Source organism: Povalibacter sp., from assembly GCF_036520495.1.
Classification (GTDB): Bacteria; Pseudomonadota; Gammaproteobacteria; order Steroidobacterales; family Steroidobacteraceae; genus Steroidobacter.
The window spans coordinates 76,661-89,665 of record NZ_DATDJO010000052.1 but is presented as its reverse complement, the minus strand read 5'-3'; the positions used below and the strand labels follow the sequence as shown (position 1 = coordinate 89,665).

The window sequence follows — 13,005 nt, the reverse complement described above, 5'->3', positions numbered from 1 at the left end:
TGCAATGCAATCTCCTCGTTATTTCAACTGGGTGGTCCTGTTGAGCACCGCGGCGTCGATGCTCGCACTCGGTGTCTGCCATGCCGAAGCCGCAGAGGGCGGCAGTCGTCCGCGCGTCGGCCTGGTACTCGCTGGTGGTGGCGCCAAAGGCGGCGCGCACGTCGGCGTACTGAAGGTGCTGGAAGAGCTGCACATTCCCATCGATTGCATCGCAGGCACCAGCATGGGCGCGCTCATCGGCGGCGGTTATGCGTCGGGCATACCGGCTGCGGAACTCGAAGCATTTCTCGTGGGCGTCGACTGGGGGAAGGTCGTCGGCAGTCAGGGTCGTCGCGATCTGCAACCCGTCGAGCAGAAGCGTGCGGGCGTAACCTACAGCAATGAATTCGAATTGGGCGTCACACCGCAAGGCCTCACGGCCCCGGGAGGATTGATCAATACGAGCAATGTGGAGGATCTGCTGCGTGTCTACGTCGCCAATGCGCGGTTGGAGACGGACTTCGACAAACTGCCCATTCCCTACCGTGCGGTTGCGACGGATATGGTTTCCAGCAGAATGGTCGTACTCGATCAGGGCGATCTCGCCACTGCGATGCGCGCGAGCATGGCCATTCCCGGAGCGTTCTCACCGGTCGTCATGGACAGGCAGGTCCTGTCGGATGGCGGGCTGGTGCGGAATATTCCGATCGATGTCGCGCGCGATCTTTGCGCGGACGTGGTGATCGTCGTCAACCTGGTCGAACCGCCGGCGGATCCGCTCCAGTTGCGGAGCGCGACGCAGCTGCTGAGTCGCACGATGGACGTCATGATCATTGCCAACGAGGAGCTGCAGCTGCAATCCCTTCGACCCGCCGACATTCGTATCGATGTCGAGATGGGGTCCATCGGGACGGCCGATTTCGAACGCATCCCCGAGACGATTCCGCTCGGCGAGGCCGCGGCGCGCAGCATGTCAGGTGCACTCGAACGCTACGCCGTTCCCGAAGCGCAGTATGCGGCGTGGCGTACGCAGGTCACGCAGTCGCAGTACATCGAAACCCGGCTGGCCGGTGTGCGCTTCGAGGGATTGAAGCGCGTCAATCCCGACTACCTGGTGTCCAAGAGTCAGTTGCAGAGTGGCGATGTAGTCGACACTGCGGTCATCAGCAAGGAAGCGCAACGCCTGTCGGCTCTGCAGGATTTCGACTCCGTGGGTTATCGCCTCGATGGGGAGCGCGAATCGCCGATCCTGACGTGGTTGCCACACGAAAAGATCTGGGGGCCCGACTATCTGAAACTGGATCTGGGCGCCTACGCATCGCGGGACGGCGATCTGACGTTCACGCTCTACGGCAGACATGTTCGTACCTGGATGAATCCGCTCGGCGCGGAATGGCGCAACGAATTACAGATCGGCAACGAAACCTTGCTGAAGTCCAGCGTGTTCCAGCCGCTCGATGTGGCACATCGATTCTTCGTCGAACCTCAGGTGATGTACTCACGATCGGTGGAGGATCTCTTCAGCAATGACGAGCGCGTGGCCCGCTACCGCTTTGAAGATTCGGCGGCGTCTTTCGATGTGGGATCGAACATCGGCCGATACGCGCAGGCCCGCGTTGGCTACGTTTACGACAGGCGCGAGGTCAAGGTGGATATCGGCTCCGAGTTGATGCCTGAATCGTCGCCGGTGGATGCAGGCGTGGTGGTATCCGCCGAGTTCGACAGCCGCGACACCGCATTCAGCCCGACGCGCGGAGTGGCGCTGGCGCTGGAATACATGCACATCGATCGATCGCTGGGCGCAGATCGCGATTGGGAGCGCGTAGAGATGGGTATCGGTGTCGCGGTGCCGCTGCGTCGTGACGTAATCTGGGTCACGCTCGCGGGCGGCTCGGATCTCAGCGGCGATCTGCCTCCGGATCGCACGTTTGCACTCGGCGGACCCGGAAGTTTCCCCGGGCTCGAACTGGGCGAGCTGCGTGTCGACAGTTACTGGACGGTCGGCACGAGCTATCTATGGAAGGTCAAAGACGTGTTGCCGATCCGCAATCACGCGCTCTACGCCGGCATCCAGCTGTCGGCAGGCGCGATCTATGACCGCATCGACGATGCAACGGACGGCGACCTCTACGGCGCATCGGTGTTTCTCTCCGGCCGCACGATCGTTGGCCCATTGACCGTGGGTGTTGGCGCCACATCGACCGACTCGTGGAGTCTGTGGTTGAGCGTTGGGCGGCCGGTGGGTCATGGCACCATCCTGGAGAAGGGGATTTTCCGGTGATGCGGGCGATGTTCGAAGAGTTGCGATTTCCCGATAGTGCCCCTGCAATGAGGTGAGCAAACTGCGATTCCGATTCCTGGAGGCTCCATATGCGTGAGCGTTACCTGACGGGTGCGATTGCAATCACTGCGAGCCTGTTTGCGGCAGCGTCGATCGCCCAGGCCCCGATCGTCTATCCCGCGAAGGGCCAGACCGCCGAGCAACAGCAGAAGGATGTCGGTGAATGCGCTGCATGGGCCAAGCAGACGACGGGGATCGATCCAGCGGTGGTGGCCGCGACGCCGGCTCCAACGACTGCACCCGTTGCAGCGCCGGCTCAACCTGAAGAAACGGGTCCGAAAGGCGAACGCCTGAGAGGCGCAGCACGCGGCGCCGCTGCCGGCGCCGTCGTTGGTGAGATTGCGAATGACGATGCGGATGAAGGCGCCGCCACGGGCGCTGCAGTGGGTGCAGTTGCTGCGGGCAGCCGATCACGTCGGGATCGCCGGCAACAGGAAGAGCAATCTGCGCAACAGCAACAGCAGGCCACCGCGGAACAGAAAGCCGCGGCGGATCAAGCCGAGGCGAAGAAGCAGGAACAACTCGCGACGTATACCCGTGCCAGCAATGCCTGCCTGGAAGGCCGCGGCTACGTTCTGAAGTGATCGCCGCCCGGAGCGACCTGGTTGGTGCACGAGCAAAATGATCGCGTATCGGGAAGACTCAGGACGCGGGCAGGATCAAAGCAGCGGAAGACCGGCCTTGCTCAGGCCGTCCGCGATGTATTCCAGCAGCGGTTCCGGCTTGATGAAGTGACCAATGAGCATGCGACCGCGCCTGTGGAAATCCGGCTTCAGGACCAGCAGTGAGTCGATGCTCATGCGTGCGTCGTCGAGGCGGCCCAGATGACCGAGACAGCTCGCCAGCATCAGATGACGCCAGAAGAAGGTGGGGTCGCGATACTCGAGCGCCGCCACATACGCCTGTTCCACGTCGCCTCGCCGCATGTAGTCTGCCCAAAGGCCGTGCTGGACGTGGGGCAGGCAATAGGGATTGATCTGCATGGTGTGCCGCATCAACGCGATGCCCCGATCCCAGTCACCCGCGAGCGCGAGAATCCAGCCCGTGACTTCGCGGTACGCGAGCGAATCCGAATTCAGCCGTAGTGCCTGTTCCAGTTCGTCGCGTGCGGATTGCAGTTCGCCCTTCATGAGCAGGCAACCCGCCAGGACACAGCGCACCCGGGGACTGCTCGCATCGAGCAGCAGACCCTGGTAGGCACACGAGATGGCCTCGTCTATCGAGACGCGTGGCTCGGACAGCTCGAACGCCTGGTTGGTGTAATAGAGCCGCGCCAGGTATGCCCAGGCAACGGCACTGTCGGGCCTTTGTCGCGTCAGCTGCTCCAGCGCGTAAATGGTGGGAGCCACGTCCGCGATCTGTCGCGTGAAGAAGAAGCGGTAACAGTGGTGGATGGCTTTGGCGCCGTGTGCCGGCAACGGCTGAGACACCGATTCTGCGGCCAGTAAGCGAGCAATGATTCCCTGTTCGGAGGCGACCCGCGCAGCGATGACGCGGGCAATGTCGCCGAGACTTCCCGACCAGCGGTCGGCATTGGGCATCGTATGAAACTCGTCGCTCCAGATCTCTTCGCCCGTCGGGCGATCCAGCAGCTGCACACCGACGAGGCGGTCCTCACCACTTCGTCGCAGCGTGCCTCGCAATTCAAATCGTGTCGCTGCCTGCTTCTGCGGACTCAACCTGTCGAAATCCGGTCCCCGCACGACGTGCACGTCGCCATAACGACAGATTTCCGCCGTCAGATCATCCTTGATCCTGACAGCGAGCGGCTGATCGTCCGGAGTGGCGCTGGCGAACAGCTGTACGACGATGCCAGGCCAGTGCGATGTCACTTCGACCAGCGATGACGACGTGATGGAAGGCGTATCAGGTACGCTCGCCTGCGTGAACACAGGAGCGTAGCTGCCTTTCGGCAGAGTGATGCTCACGGGGCATTGGTCGTCGGTGAGCAGGTAATAACGTTCGAGAGAGCGTCGTAATCTTCCGGCCTGCACGCGCACGACCGGGTCCAGGATGCCGTCGAAATCGCCGCCGCGCCCGAAAACGGACATGGCAATCGCGGTCTGATTGAGCTGGTCGTGATGACCGCTGAGCGCCTGCTCCACGACAAAGCAGAGAAACTCCCGCGAGCGAGTGGAGGCATCGAACTGCGGGCTGTGCAGCAGGCGCTCGAGATGTTCACGAACGCTGAGCGCCAGCAAAGTCTGCTGCTGACTTCCATGCAGCTGCGTGATCGTGCTCCGTGACCGCATCGCTTCAGCCTCATGAGCCGGCGGTCGTATCTGCCGGCGTCTGCTACAAGAGAAATTCGTTCCGTGAAGGTGCCTCAGAGGTCTGATTCCGGGACATTACCGAGCGCCGCTGCAACCGTCGTGACACCCGCATCCTCCTCGACTTGGTCCCGACGTGCACCTCTCGAGGCGTATTCTGGTTTGCCAGATGTCTGTGCTGCCTTTGTCTGCCAGGGCCGCGTTCCGGACACTACTGCCTCTTCAGACAGCGATGCATCGGTACTCCAACCTAGGTGTTTCGGGGCAACACAGCATCCAGCGATCGGACGTCGGTCTTGTGACTGATGGAACGATATGGGCTCATGAACGTGTGAGATCCTCTGACGATCGAGGCATTGCCGGATCTTCTTATCGGCGAACGAATGCTGCGAGCGCACGCAGTTGCTGAATCGCCTCGTGCGCTCTACGCACTGCCGTGGTGATGCTACGGCGGTGAAGTGGATCTCAGCGGTCGCCGCCAATATCGAACCTTTTCCCCAGCCGTTCGCGAATGGTGGTGAGGATCCGGACAGACTCGTCCTCGCCCAGCGATTGGAGAGAGTCGCTCGTCAGCGAGTAATGCACGCCGACGAGCGAACGCAGCTGCCGGAATGCTTTTGGGGTACGTCGGCCGCAGACGGATTCATCGCCCGCAACGACGCGCTCGATGATGCCAGCGTCGAGCATGCGTATCTGACAGATGGTGGCGAGGCGAGCAATCTCTTCGTCCACCGTTCCCAGCTGCTTTTCGTACCACTGGTTGCCGAATTCGCCTTTGCTCACTGGCATTCTCCCCGACTGACCCGCCTTCCTCGCATTCTCATACTGCCAAAGTGCAGTAACCATACAGTCTTCTCCTTACAGCAGAACGTGCAGCGGAACTCTGCTTCCCTGGTGCGTTGCGAAGATGTCCGATAACGGACGGTGCGCGTAGTCAGGTATGACACCGTAACGTACCCCCTGTTACTGCACAGCGTCGGGCCGCGAGCGAATGATCTGCGCCAATCTCAGGGCGCATCAGATGACGCATTCCGAAGATGATGGACGCGCGAATACCTGCCGTTCGGAAGGCGGATCACAACGGGCCGTGTATCGCGAACTTCTCAAGGGACGATTTCCCCACGTGAACGATGTTCTGCTGCATCGACTCATGCAGCACGCGACCTTTCGTGAACTGTGTGAGGAGTACGCGGCATGTTCCGAGGCACTGCGTCGACTCGCCAAGCCTGCGAGTGACGAGGAAATGCGCAGCGAGTACACGGCGCTGAGCCTGCGTCTGGAAGGCGAGTTGCTGCGCTACATCTCTGAGCACAGCGATCGTCCGTCTCGGTAACGCATGAAACAGAGGGTGCAGGAGGAGTCATGATTCAGCGTACCGGAGCCGCTCCGCTCATTCGTCAGGTGCTGGTCGTCGATAGCGGACTGGCGGATTCGAAAGGGGCAGCCGCACGCAGCGTGCGTGCCCTCGTGACGGAACTCGAGTCCCGGTCGATCGAAGTCATCGAGGCAATCTCCTGTGACGATGGACAGGCGACGGCGACGTCGGATGCGAGCGTCGATTGCATCCTGGTCAGCTGGACGCAGGGCCTGAATGATCAGGAGGTTCACGATCAGGCGACTCGCCTGCTGCGCGCGGTGCGAGCCAGAAACGCCAGGATCCCCATTTTCCTGATGGCGAGCCGTGACCTGGCAGGATCGGTCAGCGTGGAGGTGGCGACGCTGGCCGACGAATTCATCTGGATACTTGACGACACGGCTGCGTTCATCGGCGGCCGGATCGAGGTGGCGATCGATCGCTATCAGCAGGCGTTGCTGCCGCCATTTGCTGCGGCACTGGCGCGGTATGACCGCGAGCGGGAGTACTCATGGGCGGCGCCAGGACATCAGGGCGGCGTGGCGTTTCTCAAGTCGCCCGTGGGTCGCCTGTTCTTCGATTTCTATGGCGAGAATCTGTTTCGCACCGACATGGGGATCGAGCGTGGCTCGCTCGGTTCGCTGCTGGGACACAGCGGCCCGATCGGCGAAAGCGAACGCTATGCCGCCCGCGTGTTCGGTGCGCATCGTTCCTACTCCGTGCTGAACGGCACGTCGGCGTCCAATCGCACCATCATGTCGGCGTGTGTTGGCGACGACGAGATAGCGCTGTGCGATCGCAATTGCCACAAGTCCATCGAACAAGGACTGGCGCTCACGGGCGGCATTCCGGTCTTCCTGAGCCCGACCCGCAACCGCTACGGAATCATCGGCCCGATACCGCCGCAACGGTTGCAGCCCGAAGCCATCGACGCATGCATCGACAGCAATCCGCTGGTGAAGTCGGCAGCTGGCAAACGTCCGGTCTACTGCGTGCTCACGAACTGTACCTACGATGGCATGTGCTACAACGCCGCCGACGCGCAGACGTTGATTGCCAGGAGTGTCGATCGCATTCATTTCGACGAGGCCTGGTACGGCTATGCCCGGTTCAATCCGCTGTACCGTGACCGCTGCGCCATGCGCGGCGATCCGGCGAGTCACCCAAAGGATGGACCAACCGTCTTCGCCACGCATTCGACGCACAAGCTGCTCGCCGCGTTGTCGCAGACATCGTTCATTCACATTCGCGACGGCCGCGGAGCCATCGATCATGGACGTTTCAACGAGGCCTACTGTACCCAGGCCAGCACTTCGCCGCTGTATGCGCTGATCGCTTCCAACGACGTGGCCGCCGCGATGATGGACGGACCGGCCGGTCAGGCGCTGACCCAGGACGTCATCGATGAAGCAGTCGCCTGTCGGCTGGCCGTTGCGCGTATCCGCCAGGAGTTCCTCGCGAAGAACGACTGGTTCTTCGCGCCGTGGAATGCGGAGGAGGTCGCCGATCCCAGGACCAAGCGACGCATTCCCTTCCATGAGGCATCCGTCGAGCAGCTCACGACCGATCCGCAGTGCTGGGTGCTGCATCCGGGCGAGAGCTGGCACGGCTTCGAAGACCTCCCGGATGGCTGGTGCATGCTCGATCCGATCAAGTTCGGCATCGTTTGCCCGGGCATGCAGGCCGATGGGCAACTCGCTGAGCACGGCATTCCCGCCGACATCGTCACTGCGTACCTGGGACGGCACGGGATCGTGCCGTCGCGCACCACCGACCACATGGTGCTGTTCCTGTTCTCGATGGGTGTGACCAAGGGCAAGTGGGGCACGCTGCTCAATACATTGCTCGACTTCAAAGTGGACTACGACAGGAACGCGCCGCTGGCCGACGTCGTCCCGGCAGTGGTTGCAGCGGCGCCGCAGCGTTACGCCGGCATGGGGCTTAAGGATCTCGGCAACGAACTGTGGTCGCACTTGCGCAAGAGTCGTCAGGGCCACTGGCAGGCGCAGGCGTATGCGACGCTGCCGGTGCCGCAGATGACTCCCCGTCGCGCCTTTCAACAACTCATGGCAGACAATGCGGAGAAAGTGCCATTGAGCGAGATGGCCGACCGCACGGTCGCTGTCGGTGTGATTCCGTATCCGCCGGGGATTCCCATCGTCATGCCGGGGGAGAGCGCCGGGCCGGCCGATGGTCCGTGGCTGACCTACCTGCACACGCTGCTGGAGTACGGCCATCGCTTTCCCGGCTTCGCCAAGGAAGTGGAGGGCACGGAAGAACTCGACGGCACCTACTACGTCTACTGCGTCAAACGGGCGCCGGTGTAAGGAACGGCCATGCCCGATCACACCGCTGCACGGAGCTTGCCGATCGCATTCCACAAGCTGTTGAAGGTGGTTGCCGTCGTCGACGCTGCCGATCCGCAGGTGCGCATCCTCCTGAGCCTGATCGCCGCCGAGAACTACGAGGTCGAGATCACGGACCGGTACGACCGGGACGTCTCGGAGGATGCATCGGTCGGAGCTTTCATCATCTCGGTCGACGCGGCGCGCCGCGAGCCCGCCCGCAAGCTGGGACAGGCGGTGCGCGACATCGGCTTCCGGATTCCGTTGTGGGTGCTCGCCGATTCGCACCGCATCGCCGATACGAGCGTGCTCGGTTCGCTGGGCGAAGTCGATGGCTATGTCTATCTCGGTCAGCAGACGCCGACGTTCTACGCCAAGCAGATCATCGCGAGTCTCATCGGCTACGGTACGAGTCTGCTGCCGCCGTTCTTCCGCGGCCTCATGTCCTACGATACCGAAGCCAATATCTCCTTTGCCTGCCCGGGGCACCAGGGAGGCCAGTTCTATCGCAAGTCGCCTGCAGGCCAGCTGTTCTACAAATACTTCGGCGAGCAGATCTTCCGCAACGATCTCTGCAATGCCGATGTCGCGCTGGGCGATCTGCTGATCCACGTCGGCGCCGCCCTCGACGCGCAACGGCATGCTGCACACGTTTTTGGCGCCGACCGGACGTATTTCGTCTTGAACGGCACGTCGTCCTCCAACAAGGTGGTCGCACACGCGGCCCTGCGGCGTGGCGACCTGGTGTTGTTCGACAGGAACAACCACAAGTCGCTGCATCAGGGCGCGCTGGTGCAGGCCGGCGCCATCCCGGTCTTTCTGCCGACTGCACGCAATCCCTTCGGCATGATCGGTGCGGTCGACTGGGACGCGCTGGACGAGAAGTACCTGCGCGAACAGATCCGCCTCAATCCGCTCGTCAAGGATCCGCAACGCCACAAGCTGCTGCGGCCGTTCCGGCTCGCCTGCATCCAGCTCGCGACCTACGACGGCACGATCTACAACGTGCGCAAGGTGCTGGAGAAGATCGGCCACCTTTGCGACTACGTGCTGTGGGATGAGGCGTGGATCGGCTACAACGCATTTCATCCGCTGTTCAAGGATCACAGCCCGATGCGGCTGACGAATCTGACCCCGGAGATGCCGGGCCTGTTCTCCACCCAGTCGGTGCACAAGCAGGGAGCGGGCTTATCGCAGGCCTCCCAGATCCACAAACGCGACGAGCATATCCGCGACCAGCGACGTTTCATCGAACACAAGCGGTTCAATGAATCATTTCTGATGCACGCATCGACATCGCCGTTCTATCCGTTGTTTGCCGCGCTCGATGTGAACGCCATGATCCACGCCGGGCGTGCCGGCGAAATGCTCTGGGACCGCTGCATCGAACTGGGCATCGAAGCCCGCCAGAAACTCCGTGAGTTCGGCCGTCACTACGCGAGCACCGGGCGCAACAGCCACGACCAGTGGTTCTTCGACCCGTTCGTGCCTGACGTCGTCACCATCCGCGGCTCGAACTTCACCCAGGACGCGACCGATGTTCCCTGGGAGGACCTGCCGACGGATGTCCTCAAGCGCGAGCAGCAATGCTGGACCTTCGACCCCGAGGCGAGCTGGCACGGCTACAGCGGTTTCAGTCGCGACTACGCGATGGTGGATCCGAACAAGCTCATGCTGCTGACGCCGGGCATCAATCGCAAGACCGGGGAGTACCTGGAGTTCGGCGTGCCGGCAACGGTGCTGGCAAATTATCTGCGCGAGCAGCACATCGTTCCGGAGAAGTGCGATCTCAACAGTATCCTCTTCCTGCTCACGCCAGCCGAAGACGAAAGCAAGCTCAACACGCTCATCGCGAAGCTCGTCAGGTTCAAGAACCTGTGGGACAGCGACGCGCCGCTCGGCGATGTGTTGCCGACGCTCTACGCCCAGAATCGTGAGCGCTACTCCGGCTATTCGCTGCGTCGCATCTGCCGCGAGATGCACGACTTCTATCGCCACGCGAATGTGAAGGAACTGCAGAAGCAGTGTTTCCGCGCCAGCAGTTTTCCGCAGCTGGCCCTGTCTCCCAGGGACGCCTACGAGGCGCTGGTCGCGAACGATGTGGACTACGTGCCGCTCGATCGCATCGGCGGCCGCATCGCGGCGACGCTGGCACTGATCTATCCGCCGGGCATCGGCGTCATCGTTCCCGGTGAGCGCTGGGACGAACGTGCCCGGCCGATGCTCGACTACTTTCTGACGTTCGAGGAATCGTTCAACCGGTTCCCTGGCTTCAACTACGAAGTGCAGGGTGTGTACCAGGAGCAAGTCGACGGTCGCATCAAGTTCTACACCTACGCGGTCCGGGAATGATCCGCGGCGGGCAAGAAGAGAGGAGATCTCCCATGCAGGAACAGAAAAAGCCGGAACAGAAAAAGATGAACCTGATCCAGCTCACGTTCATCGTCGCGGTCAACATGATGGGCTCCGGCATCATCATGCTGCCGACCAACATGGCACACGTGGGCGCCATCTCGCTGCTGTCCTGGATCGTCACCGCACTCGGGTCGATGGCGATCGCGTATGGCTTCGCGCAGGCGGGCATCTTCAACCAGCGCAGCGGCGGCATGGCCGCCTACGCGCAGGACGCCTACGGCAGGGACGGCTACTTCCAGGTGTTCTTCCTGTATTTCCTGTCGCTCGCCATCGGCAACGTCGCCATCGGCATTTCTGCAGTGGGATATCTCGCGACATTCTTCCCGGGTCTGTCGGCAACACCGATCAGCACCTGCATCAGCGTGATCGCACTGCTCTGGTTGACGACGGTGGCCAACTTCGGCGGCCCGAGCCTGACCGGAAAGATCGGGTCGGTCACGGTCTGGGGCGTCATCATTCCGGTTGGCGCGCTTTCGGTCATCGGCTGGTTCTGGTTCAGCAAGGAGACGTTCGCGGCAGCGTGGAATCCGCATGGGCTGAGCATTGCGCAGGGAATGGGTTCGAGCATCGCGCTGACCCTGTGGGCATTCCTCGGGATGGAATCCGCGGCGCAAAACTCCGCAGCCGTGGAGAACCCGAAACGCGACGTGCCGCTCGCCTGCCTGTTCGGCACGCTCGGAGCCGCGGTGATCTACATCCTCTCGACGACGGTGATCCAGGGCATCGTGCCGAATGCGGAACTGGCGAACTCGACCGGCCCGTTCGGCCTTGCGTTCGAGCACATGTTCACCCCGACCGTCGGCAGGATAATCATGGCGCTTGCCGTGCTTGCCTGTGTTGGCTCGCTGCTTGGCTGGCAGTTCACGCTCGCACAGACGGGCAAGTCGGCCGCCGAAGAGAGAATGTTCCCGCCGTTCTTCGCGAGGGTGAACAGCATGGGCGCACCGATCACCGGCATGATCGTGCTTGGCGTCCTGCAGACCCTGCTTGCTCTGTCGACGATTTCGCCGACGCTGAGCGAGCAATTCAGTGCGCTCGTCAACCTGGCGGTCGTCACGAACGTCATCCCCTACATCGTCGCGCTGTCGGCACTGAATGTGATGATGAAGAGCGCCAACATTGGCCCCGGTGTCTACAAGCGCAACGTCGTCATCGTAGTGATCGCCATGTGCTACAGCGTCTTCGCGCTGTACGCCGCGGGCAAGGATGCGGTGCTCGGCGGCATGCTGGTGCTGGGCATCACCTACATCATCTGGGGATTCCTTGCGCCTCGATTCACGGCTGCGCCCGTTACGGTGAGCTCATCACCAGAGATCAAGGGTGCACAGAGAGCTGCGGCGTAGCCCAACAAGGAGAACGATCATGCCTATCAAACGAATCACCACGACGTTCCTGGCGATGACGGTGCTCGTCCTGGTTTCGCTGGCGGCCCCTGCGATCGCCACGGCCACGACGCTCGAGCGCATCAAGGAAAGCGGGCGCATCCGTTTCGGGTATTTCGCCGAAGCGCAGCCCTTCACGTCGAAAGCAGCTGACGGCACTGTCGAAGGCTACGGCGCAGTTCTTTGCCAGCGGATCGCCGAACAGGTGAAAGGCGAACTGTCGCTGCCTGACCTGAAGCTCGACTGGGTGCCAGTCACTAAAACAGACGCGTTGCCGGATATCGAACAAGGCAGCGTGGATGTCCTGTGCACCCCGCTCAGCGTGACTCTGACCCGGCGCCAGCGGGTCTCGTATTCGCTGCCGGTGTTTCCCGGCGGCGCGCGCGCAGTCGTGCGGGCCGACGCGCCGCTCGCACTACGTCAGGCATTGAGCGACACGCCGTCGACCAAACCGGTGTGGCGCGGTTCGCCGGCGGCGAAGACGCTGGGCGAAACGTCGGTGGCTGTAGTGGCGGGCGGCACGACCGAAGCCTGGCTGGGCGGAAGGATTGCGTCGTTCCATATCGGCGCCAACGTCGTTCCGGTGCCTGATTACAAGACCGGAGTACAGCAGCTGCGTGACGGCAAGGTTCAGATCTTCTTCGGTGATCGGGCCGCTGCTCTGGGAGCGATGGACCCCTCGACCCGCAACGACTTCACGGTGCTCGACCGGCTGTTCACGCGTGAACAGTATGCCCTGGCAGTGCCGCGAGGCGACGAGGACTTCCGCCTGCTGGTCGATCGTGCGCTGAACGCGCTGTTCGCCTCGGGAGACATAGAGAGCCTGTACGCGAAGTCGTTCGGTGCACCGGATGACGGTATCCGTGCGTTCTTCAAGTGGAACACCCTGATCCAGTAGCTCACGGACGTTCCAATCGAC

The 13,005-nt window shown here is 62.1% G+C and carries 9 protein-coding genes; 7 read left to right on the top strand and 2 right to left on the bottom strand.

Annotated features, from left to right (window positions below; all coding sequences use genetic code 11):
* The first annotated feature begins 4 nt into the window (after positions 1-4).
* Together VIZ63_RS18330 and VIZ63_RS18325 are read left to right on the top strand one after the other, a co-directional pair.
* A complete protein-coding gene (locus tag VIZ63_RS18330; protein WP_331611153.1) occupies positions 5-2,260 on the top strand; it encodes a patatin-like phospholipase family protein in 2,256 nt (751 codons plus the stop codon).
* 89 nt (positions 2,261-2,349) lie between these two features.
* The gene (locus tag VIZ63_RS18325) at positions 2,350-2,904 is read left to right on the top strand and encodes a YMGG-like glycine zipper-containing protein (RefSeq protein WP_331611152.1); all 555 of its coding nucleotides are present in this window, start codon (positions 2,350-2,352) and stop codon (positions 2,902-2,904) included.
* Positions 2,905-2,979: 75 nt separating this feature from the next.
* Here VIZ63_RS18325 and VIZ63_RS18320 read toward each other — a convergent pair whose 3' ends face one another.
* Together VIZ63_RS18320 and VIZ63_RS18315 are read right to left on the bottom strand one after the other, a co-directional pair.
* Complete coding sequence (locus VIZ63_RS18320; RefSeq protein WP_331611151.1) at positions 2,980-4,572, bottom strand: hypothetical protein; 1,593 nt, start codon at positions 4,570-4,572, stop codon at positions 2,980-2,982.
* A 483-nt stretch (positions 4,573-5,055) separates the two neighbouring features.
* Complete coding sequence (locus VIZ63_RS18315) at positions 5,056-5,373, bottom strand: hypothetical protein (RefSeq protein ID WP_331611150.1); 318 nt, start codon at positions 5,371-5,373, stop codon at positions 5,056-5,058.
* Positions 5,374-5,611: 238 nt separating this feature from the next.
* Between VIZ63_RS18315 and VIZ63_RS18310 the strand changes: the two genes are divergently transcribed.
* From VIZ63_RS18310 to VIZ63_RS18290, 5 genes are read left to right on the top strand one after another with little or no spacing between them, the layout of a single operon-like run.
* Complete coding sequence (locus VIZ63_RS18310) at positions 5,612-5,923, top strand: hypothetical protein (protein WP_331611149.1); 312 nt, start codon at positions 5,612-5,614, stop codon at positions 5,921-5,923.
* A 29-nt stretch (positions 5,924-5,952) separates the two neighbouring features.
* Positions 5,953-8,271, top strand: a complete 2,319-nt coding sequence (locus VIZ63_RS18305) for an Orn/Lys/Arg decarboxylase N-terminal domain-containing protein (protein ID WP_331611148.1) — start codon at positions 5,953-5,955, stop codon at positions 8,269-8,271.
* Between the two features lie 9 nt (positions 8,272-8,280).
* The gene (gene speC, locus VIZ63_RS18300; protein ID WP_331611147.1) at positions 8,281-10,641 is read left to right on the top strand and encodes an ornithine decarboxylase; all 2,361 of its coding nucleotides are present in this window, start codon (positions 8,281-8,283) and stop codon (positions 10,639-10,641) included.
* Between the two features lie 32 nt (positions 10,642-10,673).
* A complete protein-coding gene (potE, locus tag VIZ63_RS18295) occupies positions 10,674-12,047 on the top strand; it encodes a putrescine-ornithine antiporter (protein WP_331611146.1) in 1,374 nt (457 codons plus the stop codon).
* Between the two features lie 19 nt (positions 12,048-12,066).
* Entirely contained in the window at positions 12,067-12,984 is a 918-nt protein-coding gene (locus VIZ63_RS18290; RefSeq protein ID WP_331611145.1) for an amino acid ABC transporter substrate-binding protein, read from the top strand.
* Positions 12,985-13,005: the final 21 nt, after the last annotated feature.